General features: G+C 50.3%; 17 protein-coding genes. 11 read left to right on the top strand and 6 right to left on the bottom strand.

Annotation, left to right across the window (positions count from 1 at the left end):
• Positions 1 to 151: 151 nt before the first annotated feature.
• Together M2371_RS01740 and nfo are read left to right on the top strand one after the other, a co-directional pair.
• Positions 152 to 1,201, top strand: a complete 1,050-nt coding sequence (locus M2371_RS01740) for a YeiH family protein (RefSeq protein ID WP_034497019.1) — start codon at positions 152 to 154, stop codon at positions 1,199 to 1,201.
• Positions 1,202 to 1,267: 66 nt separating this feature from the next.
• Positions 1,268 to 2,125 (top strand): deoxyribonuclease IV, encoded by an 858-nt coding sequence (gene nfo, locus M2371_RS01735; RefSeq protein WP_259267249.1) that lies wholly within the window; start codon positions 1,268 to 1,270, stop codon positions 2,123 to 2,125.
• Between the two features lie 89 nt (positions 2,126 to 2,214).
• Here nfo and fruA read toward each other — a convergent pair whose 3' ends face one another.
• Genes fruA through fruB form a run of 3 tightly spaced genes read right to left on the bottom strand, consistent with a single transcriptional unit; the run spans position 2,215 to position 5,991 of the window.
• Positions 2,215 to 3,906, bottom strand: coding sequence for a PTS fructose transporter subunit IIBC (gene fruA, locus M2371_RS01730; protein ID WP_259266718.1), 1,692 nt, complete (start codon positions 3,904 to 3,906; stop codon positions 2,215 to 2,217).
• 16 nt (positions 3,907 to 3,922) lie between these two features.
• Positions 3,923 to 4,861 (bottom strand): 1-phosphofructokinase, encoded by a 939-nt coding sequence (fruK, locus tag M2371_RS01725; RefSeq protein WP_115627779.1) that lies wholly within the window; start codon positions 4,859 to 4,861, stop codon positions 3,923 to 3,925.
• Complete coding sequence (fruB, locus tag M2371_RS01720) at positions 4,858 to 5,991, bottom strand: fused PTS fructose transporter subunit IIA/HPr protein (RefSeq protein WP_034497028.1); 1,134 nt, start codon at positions 5,989 to 5,991, stop codon at positions 4,858 to 4,860. The genes fruK and fruB overlap by 4 nt, the downstream gene beginning before the upstream one ends.
• A 370-nt stretch (positions 5,992 to 6,361) precedes the next feature.
• Here fruB and setB point away from each other — a divergent pair, with 370 nt between their 5' ends.
• Positions 6,362 to 7,543: a sugar efflux transporter SetB gene (gene setB, locus M2371_RS01715; RefSeq protein ID WP_259266717.1), complete on the top strand. Its 1,182-nt coding sequence runs from the start codon at positions 6,362 to 6,364 to the stop codon at positions 7,541 to 7,543.
• Here the strand turns inward: setB and M2371_RS01710 are convergent.
• Positions 7,540 to 7,794, bottom strand: coding sequence for a YkgJ family cysteine cluster protein (locus M2371_RS01710; RefSeq protein WP_115631783.1), 255 nt, complete (start codon positions 7,792 to 7,794; stop codon positions 7,540 to 7,542). The two genes, setB and M2371_RS01710, sit on opposite strands and share 4 nt — an antisense overlap.
• Before the next feature lie 157 nt (positions 7,795 to 7,951).
• On the opposite strand from M2371_RS01710, the gene yeiP reads away from it, so the two are divergent.
• The gene (yeiP, locus tag M2371_RS01705; protein ID WP_034497033.1) at positions 7,952 to 8,524 is read left to right on the top strand and encodes an elongation factor P-like protein YeiP; all 573 of its coding nucleotides are present in this window, start codon (positions 7,952 to 7,954) and stop codon (positions 8,522 to 8,524) included.
• A 66-nt stretch (positions 8,525 to 8,590) separates the two neighbouring features.
• On the opposite strand, the gene M2371_RS01700 is transcribed toward yeiP, so the two are convergent.
• Positions 8,591 to 9,055, bottom strand: a complete 465-nt coding sequence (locus tag M2371_RS01700; RefSeq protein WP_115627776.1) for an Lrp/AsnC family transcriptional regulator — start codon at positions 9,053 to 9,055, stop codon at positions 8,591 to 8,593.
• 164 nt (positions 9,056 to 9,219) lie between these two features.
• Here M2371_RS01700 and M2371_RS01695 point away from each other — a divergent pair, with 164 nt between their 5' ends.
• Positions 9,220 to 9,642, top strand: coding sequence for a DUF2000 domain-containing protein (locus M2371_RS01695; protein WP_259266716.1), 423 nt, complete (start codon positions 9,220 to 9,222; stop codon positions 9,640 to 9,642).
• A gap of 61 nt (positions 9,643 to 9,703) precedes the next feature.
• Here M2371_RS01695 and uxuA read toward each other — a convergent pair whose 3' ends face one another.
• Entirely contained in the window at positions 9,704 to 10,897 is a 1,194-nt protein-coding gene (gene uxuA / locus M2371_RS01690) for a mannonate dehydratase (RefSeq protein WP_034497037.1), read from the bottom strand.
• Between the two features lie 210 nt (positions 10,898 to 11,107).
• Between uxuA and M2371_RS01685 the strand changes: the two genes are divergently transcribed.
• The 6 genes from M2371_RS01685 (at position 11,108) to M2371_RS01660 (ending at position 19,147) form a co-directional block, all read left to right on the top strand.
• Complete coding sequence (locus M2371_RS01685) at positions 11,108 to 12,571, top strand: mannitol dehydrogenase family protein (protein ID WP_259266715.1); 1,464 nt, start codon at positions 11,108 to 11,110, stop codon at positions 12,569 to 12,571.
• 112 nt (positions 12,572 to 12,683) lie between these two features.
• The gene (locus M2371_RS01680; protein ID WP_259266714.1) at positions 12,684 to 13,664 is read left to right on the top strand and encodes a GTP-binding protein; all 981 of its coding nucleotides are present in this window, start codon (positions 12,684 to 12,686) and stop codon (positions 13,662 to 13,664) included.
• A 40-nt stretch (positions 13,665 to 13,704) separates the two neighbouring features.
• On the top strand, positions 13,705 to 14,403 hold the full coding sequence (locus tag M2371_RS01675) for a phosphatase PAP2 family protein (protein WP_172893606.1): 699 nt from the start codon (positions 13,705 to 13,707) through the stop codon (positions 14,401 to 14,403).
• Between the two features lie 431 nt (positions 14,404 to 14,834).
• Positions 14,835 to 15,401 carry a bifunctional murein DD-endopeptidase/murein LD-carboxypeptidase gene (gene mepS / locus M2371_RS01670; protein ID WP_034497047.1) on the top strand — a complete coding sequence of 189 codons (567 nt, stop codon included), beginning with the start codon at positions 14,835 to 14,837 and terminating at the stop codon, positions 15,399 to 15,401.
• 252 nt (positions 15,402 to 15,653) lie between these two features.
• Positions 15,654 to 17,249, top strand: coding sequence for a cyclic di-GMP phosphodiesterase (locus tag M2371_RS01665; RefSeq protein ID WP_259266713.1), 1,596 nt, complete (start codon positions 15,654 to 15,656; stop codon positions 17,247 to 17,249).
• An 89-nt stretch (positions 17,250 to 17,338) separates the two neighbouring features.
• Positions 17,339 to 19,147, top strand: coding sequence for an extracellular solute-binding protein (locus M2371_RS01660; protein WP_172893604.1), 1,809 nt, complete (start codon positions 17,339 to 17,341; stop codon positions 19,145 to 19,147).
• The last annotated feature ends 8 nt before the right edge of the window (positions 19,148 to 19,155 follow it).

The raw sequence follows: 19,155 nt of genomic DNA, 5'->3' as shown, positions 1-19,155 counted from the left end.
CTTTTGCCAATAAAGCCAAAATAATTCGAGTTGCAGGAAGGCGGCAAGCGCGAGAAACCCGATGAGCTTACGCCGGTAAGTGATTCGGGTGAGCGCGTGCAGCCAACGCACCTGCGGCTTGAAGTATGACGGCTATACAAAGGAGAAGGTTATGGCTACGTTATCAATTCCCACTCATCGACATACATTGTGGCACTTTCTGCCAGGGCTTGCGCTGGCAGGGGCAATTACAGCGTTGGCGCTGTGGCTGGGCAATATTCCGTCCGTTGCGGCACTTGGCCTGGGAGCACTGACGCTCGCTATTTTGTGCGGGATGGTGATTGGCAACACGCTCTACCCCAAAATCTGGCAGCACTGTGATGGTGGCGTGCTGTTTGCCAAGCAGCATTTATTGCGCCTGGGGATCATTCTGTACGGTTTTCGACTGACGTTTTCACAAATTGCCGACGTCGGTGCCAGCGGCGTGATTATTGATGTTCTGACATTAACCAGCACTTTTGCCCTCGCCTGCTGGCTGGGTCAAAAAGTGTTCGGGCTGGATAAACAAACCAGTTGGTTAATTGGTGCAGGTAGTAGCATTTGCGGTGCGGCAGCGATTCTGGCAACCGAACCGGTGGTTAAAGCCGAAGCCAGTAAAGTGACGGTAGCCGTCGCAACGGTGGTGATCTTCGGTACGCTAGCTATCTTCATTTATCCAATGATTTATCCGTATGTCACACAGTGGTTCACACCGGAAACCTTTGGGATTTACACCGGTTCGACCATGCATGAAGTGGCGCAAGTGGTGGCGGCGGGCCATGCTATCAGCCCTGAAACTGAAAACGCAGCCGTGATTGCTAAAATGCTGCGCGTAATGATGCTGGCTCCGTTCCTGATTTTCCTGGCAGCGCGCGTTAAACAGCTCGCTCCAGCAGGTCAGGCGCAGAAAAGCAAAATCACCATCCCATGGTTTGCAGTGCTGTTTATTGTGGTGGCAATGTTTAACTCGCTGCACTTGTTGCCAGCATGGGCAGTTAATGCCCTGATTACACTGGATACATTCTTGCTGGCAATGGCGATGGCGGCGTTAGGTTTGACCACGCACTTCAGCGCGCTGAAAAAGGCCGGTGTGCGCCCGCTGCTGATGGCACTGGTGCTGTTTGTCTGGCTGATTGTCGGTGGCGGCGCGATTAACCTCGGCATCCACCATTTAATGGCCTGATATTTCCTCCTGAACCCGCTATCATTGTTCGTTTCCCGGTAGCGGGTTTTGACAGGAGAAAGAATGATGAAGTTTATTGGCGCACATGTTAGTGCCGCAGGTGGTCTGGAAAATGCCGCAATTCGCGCACACGAGCTGGAAGCCACTGCTTTTGCCCTGTTCACCAAAAACCAACGTCAGTGGCGTGCAGCACCGTTGACCGAAGAAGTTATCACCCAATTCAAACGCGCCTGTGAAAAGTACAATTACGGTCCGGGTCAAATCCTCCCCCATGACAGTTATCTGATTAACCTCGGCCACCCGGTTGAAGAAGCGCTGGAAAAATCCCGCGAAGCTTTTATTGATGAGATGGAACGCTGCATGCAGTTGGGTTTGACGCTGCTGAACTTCCATCCCGGCAGCCATTTGATGCAAATCCCTGAAGAAGAGTGCCTTGCGCGCATTGCGCAGTCGATCAACATCGCGCTGGATAAAACCGAAGGCGTGACGGCGGTGATTGAAAACACCGCAGGCCAGGGCAGCAATCTTGGGTTCCGGTTTGAGCATCTGGCCGCCATCATTGATGGTGTGGAAGACAAATCCCGCGTCGGCGTTTGTATTGATACTTGCCACGCTTTTGCGGCGGGTTATGACTTGCGGACGGAAGCTGATTGCGAAAATACTTTCGCTGAGTTCGACAAAATTGTGGGCTTCCAGTATCTGCGCGGTATGCACCTTAACGACGCCAAAAGTGCTTTTGGTAGCCGTGTTGACCGCCATAACAGCCTGGGTGAAGGGAACATCGGCCACACGCCGTTTGCCTGGATCATGCGCGATAACCGTTTTGACGGTATTCCGTTAATTCTGGAAACCACGAATCCGGATATCTGGGCTGAAGAGATTGCCTGGTTGAAAGCTCAGCAGCACGAAACCGCTGCCGCGTAGGCATAAAAAAAGCTCCCGGTGGATGCCGGGAGCTTGCTATTTTTGTCGGATGACGCTGCGCTTATCCGACCTTCGGAACTATGCCGGAACTATGCCGCTTTAACCGCTAACTCTGTTTCAGAACGTTTCAGGAAGGCATAAGACAGACCCGCCAGCAGTGTTCCCGCCACAATCGCAATCAGATAACCCACAACCGGGGTAATAGCGCCTGGAATTAACAGCACAAACAATCCGCCATGTGGTGCCATCAGTTTAGCGCCGACCGCCATAGAGATTGCGCCAGTCACCGCTCCGCCAATGATACAGCACGGTAATACACGCATTGGGTCACGCGCGGCGAACGGGATTGCTCCTTCGGTGATAAAGCACAGACCGAGAACCATCGCTGCTTTACCGCCCTCTTGCTGCGCTTTGTCGAATTTACGACGCGCAACCAGCGTTGCCAGACCCATTGCCAGCGGTGGCACCATACCTGCGGCCATAATAGCGGCCATCGGAGCGTAAGTTTGGGTACTCAGCAAACCGACACCAAACGCATAAGCCGCTTTGTTTACCGGCCCGCCCATGTCAGTACACATCATGCCACCAAGGATTGCGCCCAGCAGAACCGCATTCGCCGTGCCCATGGTTTGCAGCCAGTGAGTCAGGCCTTCGAGGATTTTCGCAACTGGCGTACCAATCAGATAAATCATCGCAAGCCCGACAATCAGGCTGGAGAACAAAGGAATAATCAGGATAGGCTTCAGTGCTTCCATGCTGGAAGGTAATTTCAGCTTAGTGCTGATCAACTTCGCAATATAACCTGCGAGGAAGCCCGCAATAATCCCGCCGATAAAACCAGAACCGGTACTCACCGCTAACATACCGCCGATAAGACCTGGCGTCAGACCTGGACGGTCAGCGATGGAGAACGCGATGTAACCTGCCAGAACCGGAACCATCAGCGCAAAGGCTGAACCGCCACCAATTTGCATCAGTGCGGCGGCTAATGTGCCGGGTTCTTTAAACGCTTCGATACCAAATGCAAACGACAGTGCGATACATAGACCACCCGCAACAACCATCGGCAGCATGAACGAAACGCCTGTCAGCAAGTGGCGATAAGCGCCTGCGGACTCTTTCTTCCCTTCTGTAGCGCTGGCAGCACTCTGCCCTTTCGCTTCGAAAGGTTTAGCTTCAACAACGGCTTTATCCAGCTCTTGCGCTGTTTTCTTCAGCGCTAAGCCAGTTGAAGTGCGATACATCGGTTTCCCGGCAAATTTCGCCAGGTCCACTTCGATATCAGCCGCAACAATCACTAAATCTGCTGCTGCCACTTCTTCCGGAGTAATCGCATTACCCGCGCCTACAGAGCCGCGTGTTTCGACTTTTACCCACCAGCCACGTTTTTTAGCTTCGGTTTCAATGGCTTCTGCCGCCATAAAGGTATGCGCGACACCCGTTGGGCAAGCCGTCACCGCGACAATACGCTTCGGCCCTTTCGCCAGTTCAACCGGGGCTGCATTAGCTGGAGCGGTGTAAGGCTTCGCTTTGTCTTTCGCTTCACCTAAAAACAGTTCCGGGTGCTGAACTGCACGGTCGATATCACCCAGATATACTTTTTTGCCATTCAGCGAGCTATCAGCAGGAATGGCAGTCCCTACAACGATGGCCATTTCAGCATCGTTTGGATTGTCGATAATCTGCAAGCGTGCTTTAGCCGCAGCGCTTCCGAGCAGCGTTTTCGCGAGATAGGCGCGAGCTTGCCCAAGACCTGGTTCGATAATCAGCAGCGTTTTCATTGTTCCTCTCCTGCTGTCAGTTAAAAGGTTTCAGATCAACACGGGCCATCATGGCCGCCAGTTGAGGACGGTCGGTGATACCGACATTGCTCTGGCTTACTGCCAAAGCGGCGACGGCGGTCGCAAGGCGTAAGGTATGTTCGCTGGACTCGCGCATTAACAGGCCATAGATAAGTCCGCCCACCATGGAATCCCCGGCACCTACAGTGCTGACGACTTCACAAGCTGGCGGTTTTGCAATCCATTCACCGGATGCGTTAACCCACAGCGCACCTTCGGCACCCAGAGAGATCACCACGTGTGCAATCCCCTGTTCACGCAGGGCGTGAGCGGCTTCAATCACATCTTTCATTTCTGGCAGTTTACGACCCGCCCAGATTTCCAGCTCGCGGCGGTTAGGTTTCACTAACCACGGAGCGGCTTTCAGGCCAGCGACTAATGCTTCGCGGCTGCTGTCGAAAATGATGCATGGGCACTGGCTGCGCAGACGCTTCATCCAGTCGGTGAACGCTTCTGGAGATACACCTGCCGGCAAGCTGCCGCTGACGCAAACCATGTCAAACTGGCCGAGCCAGCTCAGGGAATCGGCAACAAAGCGTTCCCAATCTGCCGGGGTCACTTCAAAACCGGAGAAGTTAAAGTCGGTCACTTCACCGTCTTTTTCCGTCAGTTTTACGTTGATACGGGTGCGACCCTGTACCACCTGGAAACGGTTGGCAATGCCCAGTTCACTGAACAACTGCTGGAATCCGTCCTGGTTATCTTTACCGAGGAAACCACCCACGGTGACGTCGATGCCTAAATCTTTCAGTACCTTAGCAACGTTAATACCTTTCCCTGCGGCATGCAGGCCGGTAGTACGCACCAGGTTCACTTCCCCGCGTTCAACTTCCGGGGTGTAACCCACTAAATCGTAAGCCGGGTTCAGAGTAATTGTTGCGACGCGACGACTCATACAGCCCCCTCACCAAGACCGGCGGCAACCGCTTCACCGATAGCTTTCAGCGCAAGTTCAGCATCATCACCCTGAGCGGTGAAACGCAGGTGGTGGCCTTTTTTCACGCCCAACGCGACGACTTTCATCAGGCTACGACCATTGGCCGGTTTCCCGCTGCCATCAAGGTTTGTCACGGTAATCTCACTATTAAATTGTTTGATGGTATTCACCAGCACCGTACCAGGACGGGCGTGTAAACCATGTTCGTTACGAATCTGGAACTCGGCACTCAGGCTGTTTTGAGTCACGGCTTCATCACTAGTCAGCAGCGTCAGCAGCTCTGGCGCATCTGCGTTCAGCAACCGGTCAGCCGTGTTATTGATCAGCATGTCGCTCAGGCGATTAAGAACTTGCAAAGGTTGGTCGTCGGCCACTGCAACCGTCATCAAAAGCGATACCGGTTGGCCTTCAGCTTCAAAAACAGAAGCAGGACGGCTGATAGCCACCGCACTGGCGAGATTGCCTTCGGTGCTGTCGTTCAGCCAGATACCCTGCCCCAGATAGAGCGGTTTGCTGGAAACAACATCACTGACGAATGCAGCACTTGCAGCACCCGCCTGTTTAATACGCCCGGCATTCAATGCTTGCAGCGTCATCAGGTCGGTTGCGGTCACATCCAACGCCAGTAAGGAGTTATCAAACAGTAAAGATGCAGACTGTTTTTCGCCCATCAGCAACGCACGCAGCTCTTCTGCTGAAGTTGCCGTTTTGAGTTGTTCAGCAACGTCGTCATCACTCAGCACATGCGTCAGCTGACGCAGTAAACCAAGGTGCTCGTCGGAACTCGCGGCGATACCAATAGCAACATAGGCAGTTTGGCCTTCGCCCCACTCGATTCCTTGCGGAAACTGGAACACTTGAACACCGGTTTTCAGCACCAGATCGCGGGTATCAGTAGTGCCATGTGGAATGGCAATGCCGTTGCCAAGGTAGGTCGAGGTTTGCAGCTCACGGGCCAGCATACCTTCAACGTAGCCAATGCTGACGTTCCCGGCCTGCGCAAGCGCAGCGGCAACCTGACGTATGGCTTCTTCTTTATTCCCGGCGCTTGCGCCTGGGTGGATGTCTTGTACAGATAACTGGAACATGGTTCTCCTCTCCTGCTGAATTGAAACGATTCAGCTGCAATGAGAAAAAATGCGCCATCCCACTCCTGATACAAAATAAGACGACGCTGAAACGTTTCAAGGAGTGTGATGATTCCCCGCGAATCAGGCAAGAGTTGTTGTGATTTCGTTACCGAAATTTAGAGGTTACGCACATTTTCGCCGCGTCTAACGCCGCAAAAGTGAGCGACATCACAGTGCTTTCAGCACGGCTTTATTGAGCGTCAGCTTTTGCTGAACACAATAAGGAACGGCGTTTTATCTATTCGTGTCGCTTTTGATTTGAACAACTGTTTATTTACAGACAAGGCGCGTAAACTCCGCGCGTTCATTGATAAGCGACTCCGAGAGAATGCAAAACTCCCCCATAGCGGCAACCCGTAAGCCCCTTGATATCACTTCTTCTGCCTTTTTGATTGTAGCTTTTTTAACCGGAATTGCGGGAGCATTACAAACCCCGACTCTGAGTTTGTTTCTGACTGAAGAAGTGCATGTCCGTCCAGCGATGGTCGGTTTCTTTTTCACCGGTAGCGCCGTCATCGGTATTTTAGTCAGTCAGTTTTTGGCTGGCCGTTCTGACCGTAAAGGCGACCGCAAATCGCTGATTTTTGTCTGCTGCTTATTGGGCGCTCTCGCCTGCGTGCTGTTTGCCTGGAACCGCAACTATTTCGTGTTGCTGTTCGTCGGTGTATTCCTGAGTAGCTTTGGCTCGACCGCCAACCCACAAATGTTTGCCCTTGCGCGCGAACACGCCGACCACACGGGTCGCGAAGCGGTGATGTTCAGCTCTATTTTGCGTGCGCAGGTTTCGCTGGCATGGGTGATTGGCCCGCCTATCGCTTACGCGCTGGCGCTCGGTTTTGGCTTTACCACCATGTATTTGTGTGCGGCTTTCGCGTTTGTGGTGTGCAGCGTGATGGTACGGATGTTATTACCGTCGATGCGTAAAGAGGGGGTAGCGAAAACCACCAAACTTGAAGCGCCACGCCGTAACCGTCGCGATGCCCTGCTGCTGTTTGTCGCTTGTACCATGATGTGGGGCTGTAACAGCCTCTACATCATTAATATGCCGCTCTACATCATTAATGAATTGCATCTGCCGGAGAAACTGGCGGGCGTGATGATGGGAACTGCAGCCGGGCTTGAAATCCCAACCATGCTGATCGCCGGATATTACGCTAAACGCTTTGGAAAACGTTTACTGATGCGTATTGCGGGCGTCGCTGGCCTGCTGTTTTACATTGGGATGCTGACGATCCACAACGAATATATGCTGCTCGGCTTGCAACTGCTGAATGCGATTTTCATCGGCATTCTGGCCGGTATCGGCATGCTCTATTTTCAGGATTTAATGCCTGGCCAGGCCGGTGCCGCAACGACGCTTTATACTAATACCACGCGTGTCGGCTGGATTATCGCAGGCTCTATGGCAGGTGTGGTGGCGGAGATCTGGAACTACCACACGGTGTTTTATATCGCGCTGGGCATGATAGCTATCACCGCGTATTGCATGGTGAGAATAAAGGACATTTAAGGCGCGGTCGCCGCTTCGAGATAAATCAGGTAATCCATTGCCTGTTGGCGCGTGGTACCACACATTTCGCGGGACGCTTGCAGGCTGGCGCATACCTTTGGCCGCAACGGCGAAGTAAAGATTTTACAGCGCATGTCCGCGCCGAGCTGAACGCAAATTGTATTCGCAGGTTTGCCATTGGGCATGCCCGGAATCGGGCTTGATACAGATGGCGCGGTACAACACGCGCCGCAATCGGGACGGCAGTCCATCATCAATGCTCCGGTGGGCTGACAAGAGTCGGGACTGTAGCAGTAGTGACGCAGCTTTACTATGTCGATTTATCCATTAAATCCGCTTGCCTGAAATGCGCCTCGCGAGTAATTTGACGCAATATTTTCGCTCCTCAATTTTTTACAGGAAACTTCGATGCCAAGAGCTAACGAAATCAAAAAGGGTATGGTACTGAATTACAACGGCAAGTTGCTGATTGTTAAAGATATCGATATCCAGGCACCTAGCGCCCGTGGCGCAGCAACGCTTTATAAAATGCGTTTTTCTGATGTCCGCACTGGCCAGAAAGTTGAAGAGCGCTTCAAAGGCGATGACATTGTCGACACCATCACTCTGACCCGCCGTTACGTTGACTTCTCTTACATTGATGGCAACGAATACGTGTTCATGGATAAAGAGGATTACACCCCGTATATCTTCACCAAAGATCAGATTGAAGAAGAGCTGCAATTCATTCCTGAAGGCGGCATGCCAGACATGCAGGTTCTGACCTGGGATGGCCAACTGCTCGCACTTGAACTGCCGCAGACTGTGGACCTGGAAATTGTTGAAACGGCACCGGGCATTAAAGGCGCGTCAGCAAGCTCCCGCACCAAGCCTGCAACGATGTCTACTGGCCTGGTGATTCAGGTTCCAGAATATATGGTGACAGGTGAGAAGATCCGTATTCATATCGCTGAAAAGCGCTCTATGGGTCGCGCAGACTAACCAGTGTTTTGCGGTTTAACCGACAGACATCAAACCCGCTGCGGCGGGTTTTTATTTTGGGCAAAATTATTTTTTAATCGGATAGCTCACCAGCGGTTTGATCTCCTTGAGCACAAACATACTCTGCATCTCTTTAATCCCCGGTAAACGACGTACTACTGACATGGCAAAATCCGCATAAGAATCCAGGTCGCGCGCCACCACCTGCAATAAGAAATCGGCATCGCCACCGATGCTGTAGCACGCAACCACATCCTCAAGTGCCGCGACTTCCTCTTCAAACTTCTTCGCTTCTGATTCACTGTGGCTGTCTATGGTTACACGAACGAACACCATGACTGCCAGGCCGATTTTGCGACGGTTAATTACTGCGCGGTAACCCTGAATCACTTCATCTTCTTCAAGCTTGCGTATTTTTCGCCAGCAAGGTGAAGCGGATAACCCAATGGAATCGGCCACAGACTGGTTCGTCATACGCGCATCGCTTTGTAAGAGAGCAAGAATCTTTACATCTGTTGTGCTTAAGGCCATTAGGTCAGATCCTTTTAATTTTAGGTAATAATTAGGTTAATCCTGCCTTATTACGTGCATTTTTCAAGCTATTTAGACAGCAATTTCCCGCGAGCTTCCCGCATTATATTGAACACAAAGAGCGACTCCACGAGCCATTCCAGATTCCCCTGCGAGGATAAAATATGAAGTTCGACGCCAGCCTACATCGAAGCACAATTATTATTGATAAAGACCTAAGCCCTGGGCTTGCCATCAACGCCGCCAGCGTTATTGGTATGAGTTTCGGCCATACGGTGGAAAATCTGGTGGGTCCTGACATGCAAAGTGCAGATGCCGTCAATTATCCTGGCGTTATATATGCCCCTTTGCCGATTCTGCTGGCACCCGGAGCTTATATACAGGAGCTGCTCAACATTGCTGAAGCTGACGAAGAGATTTATACGATGCCCTTCAGCGCTCTGGCGCAGTCTTGTAAGACATATGATGAATATGGGGAACGTATTGCTGCTGTTTCGAGCAATAACATCGAGCTGGTCGCAATCGGGTTAATTGGACCGAAGAAAAAAATCACCGGGCTCACGGGTAACCTGGGTCTGTATAAATAGGTCTATGATGCAGCCATAAAAAAACGCGCCAGAAGGCGCGTTTTCTATCGGGCTTGAAATCTTACTTCAGCAGATCCGGGAACATCGTCTGTTTCAGAGCCAGTTCCACACCACGTACTTCAGCCAGACCTTTCAGGCGGCCAATCGCTGAGTAGCCAGGGTTGGTTTTCTTGTGCAGATCGTCAAGCATCTGATGGCCGTGATCCGGACGCATTGGGATTGGACGCACGTCACCGGCGTTTTTACGACGCTGTTCTTCAGTCAAAATCGCTTTCACTACCGCAACCATGTTCACATCACCTTGCAGGTGTGCGCCTTCATGGAAGGTTTTCGGGTTATCTTCACGGCACGTTGCGCGCAGGTGAGTAAAGTGAATGCGATCGCCGAAGGTTTCAATCATCCGCACCAGATCGTTATCAGCCCGAACGCCGTAAGAACCCGTACACATGGTGAAGCCGTTATAAATGCTGTCGACGGTTTCTTTCAGCCACTGCATATCTTCAATGGTTGAAACGATACGCGGCAGGCCCAGAATCGGACGCGGTGGATCATCCGGGTGAACCGCCAGACGCACGCCAACTTCTTCTGCTACGGCAACAATCGCACGCAGGAAGTAGGCCATGTTTTCACGCAGTTGATCTTTGCTGATGCCATCGTATTCCGCCAGGCGTGCACGGAATTGGTCAAGGGTGTAACCCTCTTCCGCACCAGGTAACCCGGCAATGATATTACGGGTCAATTTTTCTTTTTCGGCATCAGACATATTGTTGAAGTAGTCCAGCGCCTGGCGCTGCTCTTCTTCGCTGTAATCCGCTTCAGCGCCTTTGCGCTTGAGGATGTGCAGCTCAAACGCTGCAAAAGCAATCTGGTCAAAACGCAGCGCTTTTGAACCGTCTGGCAATTGGTATTCCAGGTCGGTACGTGTCCAGTCCAGAATCGGCATGAAGTTGTAGCACACGGTGTCGATGCCACATTCAGCCAGGTTACGAATGCTCTGCTGGTAGTTGGCGATATGCTTATCGTAGTCACCGGAATGCGTTTTGATTTCTTCATGGACCGGAATACTTTCTACCACGGACCAGGTTAGCCCTTTTGCTGCCAATACAGCCTGACGCTCTTTGATGTCGGCAACCGGCCAGACTTCACCATTTGGGATGTGATGCAGAGCAGTAACGACACCGGTCGCGCCCGCTTGACGCACATCATCCAGAGATACCGGGTCTTTTGGGCCATACCAACGCCATGTTTGTTCCATCGACAGTTCCTCAGTTAAGTTGTCATACCAATTCATAAATACTGTATTGCTGACTACCATACCGGATTCTTCTATCCGGTCAAATTTTGCGGTGATATTGGTTGATCCAGCTCACATTAAAGGGATAAAGGCAGCACACCAATTTAATTTGTTGTCATATAACTTTAGACTAAGCCATGTTACTAATTGGTTAATCAGGATTTGCATTTTATGAACACAATTGCTTCAGTCACGTTACCTGCCGTCATTCAACAGCCTGGTTATGACCGCAAGGCTTTAAAAACCCGCATCGTCCATTTTGGTTTTGGTGCGTTTCACCGCGCACACCAGGCGCTGTTGACTGACCGGGTGCTCAATAAGCTAGGCGGTGACTGGGGCATTTGCGAAATAAGTCTGTTTAGCGGCGATAAGTTAATGAGTGCACTGCGCGCGCAGGATCATTTGTATACCGTGCTGGAAAAGGGTCGTGACGGCAACCAGGCGATTATTGTCGGGGCGGTTAACGAATGCCTAAATGCTAAACTTGATGGGCTGGATGCCATCATTGAGAAGTTCTGCGAACCCCAGGTCGCGATTGTGTCTCTTACCGTGACTGAAAAGGGATATTGCATCGACCCGGCAACCGGCAAGCTTGATAGCAATAACGAACGCATTATTCACGATTTACAAAATCCGACTGAGCCCCATTCCGCACCGGGTATTCTGGTTGAAGCCCTGAATCGCCGTCGTGAACGCGGCCTGCGTCCGTTTACCGTGCTGTCCTGTGACAACATTCCTGATAACGGCCATGTGGTGCGTAACGCAGTCATTGGTATGGCGGAAACTCGCAGCCAGGAATTAGCCGACTGGGTCCGCGAACATGTGACCTTCCCGAGTACCATGGTCGACAGAATCGTGCCTGCGGCAACGCCCGAGTCGCTACAAGAAATTACAGATGTGTTAGGCGTTGAAGACCCATGTGCAATTTCAGGCGAGCCGTTTATTCAGTGGGTGATTGAAGATAATTTTGTGGCAGGCCGCCCAGCGTGGGAAGAAGTCGGTGTAGAAATGGTCGATGACGTGATGCCGTGGGAGCAAATGAAACTTCGGATGCTCAACGGCAGCCACTCTTTCCTGGCTTATCTTGGCTACCTCGCGGGATACCAGCATATTAATGACTGTATGGCCGACCAGAATTTCCGCCAGGCTGCGCACCGCTTAATGATGCAAGAACAGGCACCGACTTTACGTGTCACCGGCGTGAGTTTGCCGCAGTATGCGCATAACTTGCTTGAGCGCTTTGATAACCCAGCGCTGAAACACCGCACCTGGCAAATCGCGATGGACGGCAGCCAGAAGCTGCCCCAACGCATGCTCGAGAGTGTCCGCTGGCATCTGCAACAAGGCGATGAGTGGCCGTGCCTGGCGCTGGGAATTGCCGGATGGATGCGCTATGTAAGCGGCAGCGATGATGCCGGGAACGAGATTGATATTCGCGACCCGCTGGCGGTGAAAATCAAAACACTGGTCGAAAACAGCACCGATGATGAACGCGTCAACGCCCTACTCAGCCTGCACGAAATCTTTGGCAGTGACTTGCCATTGAATGAAGAATTTGTAACTCGCGTCACTTCCGCATGGAATGAATTATCAGCCAACGGCGCGCGCGCAGCTGTAGCAAAACTTGTCGATTAATATCATCAAAATGTCTTCATAGGGACATGAAGACCGTTCACGCTTCAATTTTTGGTCAATGTCGTTCAGGATAGGGAAACTTAAAGATTCAGTTAACCTGTCCGGAGCGCCTGTGACTAAAACTAACTTAATTACCGGGTTCCTCGGTAGCGGAAAAACCACCACGATTTTGCATTTGCTGGCCAATAAACCTGAACATGAAAAATGGGCGGTGCTAGTCAACGAATTTGGCGAAGTCGGTATCGACGGCGCGTTGTTAGCCGACAGCGGCGCATTATTGAAAGAAATCCCCGGCGGTTGCATGTGTTGTGTGAACGGGCTGCCGATGCAGGTCGGCCTGAATACTTTGCTGCGCCAGGGCAAACCTGACCGCCTGCTTATCGAACCCACCGGCCTCGGTCATCCGAAACAAATTCTTGATATGCTCACCGCCGAAGTTTACCAACCGTGGATTGAACTCAACGCGACACTGTGTTTGCTGGATCCACGCCAGTTGCTGGACGAACGCACAGTCAATAATGACAACTTCCGCGACCAGCTCGCCGCCGCCGATATCATCATTGCTAATAAAGAAGACCACGCAAGCGAAGTGAGCCGGAGCGCCCTGAGCGAATGGCTACAACGTGAAGGCGGTGAACGTGAAGTTATCCATGCGCAGAACGGCAACATTGATATCAACCTGCTCGACAAACCACGGCTGAACCTGCGGGAACTGCCATCCAGCCCGGAACATAGCCATAGCCATGCTGCGGCGCGTGGGCTTGCCGCCCTCAGTTTGCCTGAGCATCAACGCTGGAGACGCAGCATTAATAGCGGCCAGGGCTATACAGGCTGCGGCTGGATTTTTGATGCAGACACACTTTTTGACACAGTGGGTATTCTGGAATGGGCTAGACTTGTTCCCGTTGAACGCGTGAAAGGAGTCCTGCGCATCACGGAGGGTTTAGTGCGCATTAATCGTCAGGGACAGGATTTTCATATCGAGACGCAGAACGTTGCTCCGCCAGATAGCCGTATAGAGTTGATTCATAGCGGTGAAGTGGACTGGAACGCGTTACAAAACTCGTTGTTGAAGCTACGTTTAAGTTTGTAAGTCTACCCTTTCACCTTTGTTAATGATTTTGTGGTTTTGCATGAATAATATTCGACTCCCCCTGATTCTGGTGCTAAACGCCCTGGGTTTAGCATTATTTTTTAGTTGGTATCTGCCCGCGGGCCATGGTTCATGGTTCGTGCTTGATTCCACGATCTTCCATTTCTTCAACCAGGCACTGGTTAAAAGCCGCGCCTTTCTGGAACTGGTGGCAATAACCAATAACCGGGTGTTCGATGGTATTTCACTTTTAGCCATGGGTTCATTGTTTTTCTGGTACTGGCGCAAAGAGTCCGCAATCGGTCGCCGTCGCATGGTTATCATGGGAATTGTGATGCTATTTTGCGCAATTATCATTAATCAGCTCGGCCATTTAATTCCGGAATCTCACGTCAGCCCGACGCTTTATTTCACCGATATTTATCGCGTCAGCGAATTGCTGCATTTCCCCACTAAGGATGCTTCGTCAGACAGTTTCCCTGGCGATCATGGATTAATGCTTCTGATTTTCACTGGTTTCATGCTGCGATATTTCGGCAAAAAAGCGTTTGCCATTGCGGTGATAATTTTCCTGATCTTCATGTTGCCGCGCGTGATGATTGGTGCGCATTGGTTCACCGATATCTTCGTTGGCTCGTTATCTGTGGCGCTTGTCTGTTTACCCTGGGCATTATTAACCCCATTAAGCGACAGGTTAATTAGCCTACTGGACCGTTATTTGCCGGGCAGAAAGAAATAAACAAGCAACATCATATAAACATCATTTCCCGTTAAACATCAGGGTTCGGAAACGTTCACTGATGTTTTTTTATCCAACACCGCCAATGGCCTAATATTTAACCTTTCACCTTCTCCAGGCAAATGAATCACCTGCATATATAAACACCAGCAATGGTTAACAATTGCGCAATATTTCTTGTTCTCTTTTAACATCACAATTTCTTATAAAAAAACCTTCAAAACCTCTCGCCACGCCAGTGTTGATAGGGTAACCTCGGATACGTTTTGTGCTTTTAAGCCAATACATTCGCAGTGTGAATAAATTTGTGCGTCATGCCACAGTTTTGCTCTTAAGCAATTGTTTCATGGAGCCCAGATAATTAGTCTCGTCACGTTGGCATTTTGTATAACGATATTTATCGTTAAGGACACCAAGGGATAACAAACATAATGGTCAAATCTCAGCCTATTTTGAGATATATCTTGCGGGTAATTCCCGCTGTTGCTGTGGCAGTAATGCTGTCAGCATGTAGTTCGACAAACACAGCAAATATGCATTCTGAGCAGCATGCAGTCGGCAATAAAGATGGTTTTTTACTGCAAGCTTCTCAGGATGAATTCGAAGAGATGGTCCGTAATGTAGATGTGAAATCACGTCTCATGGATCAATATGCAAGCTGGAAAGGCGTTCGTTATCGTCTTGGTGGCAGCAATAGAAGTGGAATTGATTGTTCTGCATTCGTGCAGCGTACATTCCGCGAACAATTTGGTTTAGAATTGCCTCGTTCAACGTCTGAACAGCAGGATTCAGGTAAATCAATTTCACGTAGTAAATTACGTACGGGTGATTTAGTTCTGTTCCGCGCAGGTTCAACGGGTCGACATGTTGGTATCTACATCGGTAATAATCAGTTTGTACATGCTTCCACCAGCAGTGGTGTGACGATTTCAAGCATGGACGAGCCGTATTGGAAAAAGCGTTATAACGAAGCGCGCCGTGTATTGAGCCGCAGTTAATGCACTGACTGCAGACAGTTACTCCCTTGGCTGTACTGCAAAAAAAGCAAAACAACGAGACGATAAAATAACGCTGCCCAGGCAGCGTTTTTTATTGCCTAAATTTTGGCTTAGAATTCATTCGCTTATCCGTTTTAACAATATTTATAATTTACGTTCGAAACTTTATGACGCAGTTGCAACTTTTGCGTTATAGTCGGAAAAAATACTTATAAACAATAAGTCTCTTGCTCATGCAGGAACCATTTATCCATGTTTTCGAAAATACTTTTTTCACGATACTTCACCTCAGTCCGGCAAATCGCCGCCTTCAGTATTTTGGCTGGTGTACTTACCGCACTGCTGATCGGTGGAATAACCAGTCTGACGCTACACAGTAAGCGGGAGGCAAGCTATGACACGCTTTCCACAGATATCCGCGATTATCTGAGTAACTTTTTTCAAGATCTTCAATCCACGACGAGCGGTATTCAGCCATTAACCCTTTCTGATTGCCACCAGGTTTCGGGCGAGCTGACATCAAGCGCTGCTTTTAACGCTAACGTTCGCGCTTTTGTTTTAGTTCGTGATGGTTTTGCTTACTGCTCTTCTGCAACGGGCGGCATGATGCTCGATATGCATGAGCTTGTCCCTGATATAGACATCAACGCCAATATCGATATTGATATCTTACATGGCACTCCCATGATGCCGGGCAAACCCACGATTGCCGCATGGTTTAAAAACCCGGTGATTCAAGGGAAAGGTGTTTTCGCGACGCTGAATGTGAACCTCACACCTTATTTACTGTTCTCCACCCGCCAAAGTGATGTGCTATCGATGGCGATAATCGCTGGCGACAAAGCGCTGACCACCCTTTCCAGCAATGTGATGAATGTATCTGAGCTGCCGCAGCATCCCACTCGCGTGGTCTCCATCAAAGGCTATCCCATCAGGATAGCGTTGTACGGCAAAACCTGGCCCGTTGAAGATATTCAAATCTCCATCCTGACCGGGCTTGTCTTCGGTATTATTGGCGCAGCGTTATGCGCCTGGTTACTGACGGTACGATTACGCTCAGGTAAAGAAATTCTCACAGGGATTAAACGCGGGCAGTTTTATGTCGTTTATCAACCGGTTGTGAATGCCAAAAACTTGAAAATGTCCGGCGTTGAAGTCTTGATGCGCTGGAACCATCCTATTGCCGGGTCTATCCCCCCCGATGCATTTATTGCTTTTGCAGAAGCACAGCAACTGATTGTTCCCCTCACACGCCATTTATTTGAGTTAATTGCGCGTGATGCCAGAAGGCTGCAACAAGTTTTACCCGCAGGAGCGCGACTCGGTGTCAATCTGGCTCCCAGCCATCTGCACTCCCCCACTTTCAAAGAAGATATTCAGGCTTTTGCAGCCTCATTACCCCCTCCTCATTTTCAGCTAATTTTTGAAATCACGGAACGCGATATGGTTAAGGAAAACGAAGCCAGCTGTCTGTTCCACTGGATGCACGAGCAAGGGTATGAAATTGCGGTTGATGATTTTGGAACCGGACACAGTGCACTGATTTATCTTGAGCGTTTCAAACTTGATTATCTCAAGATAGACAGAGGCTTTGTGAATTCTATTGGCCTTGAAACGGTCACTTCTCCGGTGCTTGATGCGGTGTTAACGCTTGCCCGAAAACTGAGCATGACCACCGTTGCCGAAGGTGTTGAGACGCCAGAGCAAGCCAGATGGCTAATGGAACAGGGTGTTAATTACTTGCAGGGCTTCTACTTCGCACGCCCTCTCACCTTCGAGCAATTGAAGAAATGGGAAGAGGAAACAAAAACGTACGATGAGCTTAAAGGTGCGGGTTTTTCAGAGTAACTCCTGACGTCTGACAAAGATGCGGCTTGAAGTATCGTGGGTATAACTTATGATTCATCATCATGACGTTACAAGGATTGGCCCATACGATGTTAGCTCGCGCCTTCGCTCTGCTAAGCCTTTGCCTGATGACTTTCCAAAGCCAGGCCGAAAACATCAAGGAAAGTTATTCATTTGCCGTTTTAGGTGAGCCTAAATACGCCATTAACTTCACCCATTTCGATTACGTCAATCCTGCGGCCCCAAAGGGCGGAAACATCACGCTCTCGGCGATAGGGACCTTTGATAATTTCAACCGTTATGCTTTGCGTGGCAATGCCGGTGTGCGCACTGAAACTCTTTATGACACGCTGTTTACCACATCCGATGATGAACCCGGCAGCTACTACCCGTTAATTGGTGAAATGGCGCGTTACCCTGACAACTTTGCCTGGGCTGAAATCGAAATCAATCCCAGGGCGCGTTTTCACGATGGCACCCCGATAAAAGCCAGCGACGTTGCTTTCACCTTTAATAAATTCATGACCGAAGGTGTACCGCAGTTTCGCCTGATTTATAAAGGTGCGAAGGTCAAAGCTATCGCGCCTTTAACGGTGCGCATCGAGCTGGCAGAACCGAGCAAAGAACGAATGCTGGGGCTGTTCTCTCTGCCAGTGTTCCCTGAGCAATTCTGGAAAGACCATAAGCTCAGCGACCCGCTTTCTAAACCACCTCCAGCCAGCGGCCCCTATAAAATTACCGCGTGGCGCATGGGGCAGTACATCACCTATTCACGCGTCAGGGATTACTGGGCCGCCAATTTGCCCGTCAACCGTGGGCGCTGGAATTTTGACTCCATCCGTTATGATTATTATCTTGACGATAATGTCGCCTTCGAGGCCTTCAAAGCCGGTGCGTTTGATTTTCGCAACGAAGCATCGGCCAAGAACTGGGCAACCCGTTACATCGGCAAAAACTTCGCTAATCATTTCATCGTCAAAGAAGAACAGCCTAACGAAGCGGCGCAAGATACGCGCTGGCTGGCTTTTAATGTCCAACGCCCGATCTTTGCAGACCGAAAAGTCCGCGAAGCCGTTGGCCTGGCATTTGATTTTGAATGGATGAACAAGGCGCTGTTTTATAACGCCTACAGCCGTGCCAACAGCTATTTCCAGAACACCGAGTATGCCGCTCGTGATTACCCTGATGCCGATGAGCTGACTTTACTGGCCCCGATGAAAAAAGATTTACCGCCAGAAATCTTCACGACTGTCTACAACCCGCCAAAATCCAGCGGCAATGGTTTTGATCGTGACAATCTACTCAAAGCTCTGACGTTATTCAAAGAGGCGGGATGGGAACTTAAAGACCAAAAACTTATCAATGTTAAAACGGGGAAACCCTTCGTCTTTGAATTACTGACGGCCACTACCGGTAATACACAATGGATTTTACCCTTCCAGCACAACCTGCAACGCCTGGGGGTCACGATGGAAATTCGCCAGGTCGATAACTCGCAACTGACCAACCGCCTGCGTACCCGCGATTATGACATGATGCCGACGCTCTACAGCGCAATGCCTTACCCCAGTGCTGATGTACAAATCGCGTGGGCATCCGAATATGTCGATTCCACCTACAATGCCCCTGGCGTAAAAAACCCGGTCATCGACAAACTGGCCTCTGAAATTGTGGCTAATCAAGGTAATAAACAGAAACTGCTGCCGTTAGGCCGCGCACTGGATCGTGTTCTGACGTGGAATTATTACATGATTCCTATGTGGTACATGGCCGCAGACCGCTTTGCCTGGTGGAGTAAATTCTCAAAACCTGCGATTCATCCGTTATATACCACCGGGTTTGATACCTGGTGGTATGACGTAAACAAAGCCGCTCAACTACCAGAAAACCGACGTTAAGGGCACAA

Origin of the sequence: Buttiauxella sp. BIGb0471, from assembly GCF_024807715.1 — a bacterium.
In the GTDB taxonomy this organism is placed as follows: Bacteria; Pseudomonadota; Gammaproteobacteria; order Enterobacterales; family Enterobacteriaceae; genus Buttiauxella; species Buttiauxella agrestis.
This window is presented reverse-complemented; position numbering and strand designations above follow the sequence as displayed.

Excerpts from the sequence above, each read along its gene's own strand:
- M2371_RS01660 (WP_172893604.1), top strand. The coding sequence starts at position 17,339 with ATGTTAGCTCGCGCCTTCGCTCTGCTAAGCCTTTGCCTGATGACTTTC.
- M2371_RS01695 (WP_259266716.1), top strand. The coding sequence starts at position 9,220 with ATGAAGTTCGACGCCAGCCTACATCGAAGCACAATTATTATTGATAAA.
- fruK (WP_115627779.1), bottom strand. The coding sequence starts at position 4,861 with ATGAGTCGTCGCGTCGCAACAATTACTCTGAACCCGGCTTACGATTTA.
- M2371_RS01710 (WP_115631783.1), bottom strand. The coding sequence starts at position 7,794 with ATGGACTGCCGTCCCGATTGCGGCGCGTGTTGTACCGCGCCATCTGTA.
- M2371_RS01700 (WP_115627776.1), bottom strand. The coding sequence starts at position 9,055 with ATGGCCTTAAGCACAACAGATGTAAAGATTCTTGCTCTCTTACAAAGC.
- M2371_RS01740 (WP_034497019.1), top strand. The coding sequence starts at position 152 with ATGGCTACGTTATCAATTCCCACTCATCGACATACATTGTGGCACTTT.
- setB (WP_259266717.1), top strand. The coding sequence starts at position 6,362 with ATGCAAAACTCCCCCATAGCGGCAACCCGTAAGCCCCTTGATATCACT.
- yeiP (WP_034497033.1), top strand. The coding sequence starts at position 7,952 with ATGCCAAGAGCTAACGAAATCAAAAAGGGTATGGTACTGAATTACAAC.
- M2371_RS01685 (WP_259266715.1), top strand. The coding sequence starts at position 11,108 with ATGAACACAATTGCTTCAGTCACGTTACCTGCCGTCATTCAACAGCCT.
- nfo (WP_259267249.1), top strand. The coding sequence starts at position 1,268 with ATGAAGTTTATTGGCGCACATGTTAGTGCCGCAGGTGGTCTGGAAAAT.
- M2371_RS01665 (WP_259266713.1), top strand. The coding sequence starts at position 15,654 with ATGTTTTCGAAAATACTTTTTTCACGATACTTCACCTCAGTCCGGCAA.
- fruA (WP_259266718.1), bottom strand. The coding sequence starts at position 3,906 with ATGAAAACGCTGCTGATTATCGAACCAGGTCTTGGGCAAGCTCGCGCC.
- fruB (WP_034497028.1), bottom strand. The coding sequence starts at position 5,991 with ATGTTCCAGTTATCTGTACAAGACATCCACCCAGGCGCAAGCGCCGGG.
- uxuA (WP_034497037.1), bottom strand. The coding sequence starts at position 10,897 with ATGGAACAAACATGGCGTTGGTATGGCCCAAAAGACCCGGTATCTCTG.
- mepS (WP_034497047.1), top strand. The coding sequence starts at position 14,835 with ATGGTCAAATCTCAGCCTATTTTGAGATATATCTTGCGGGTAATTCCC.
- M2371_RS01675 (WP_172893606.1), top strand. The coding sequence starts at position 13,705 with ATGAATAATATTCGACTCCCCCTGATTCTGGTGCTAAACGCCCTGGGT.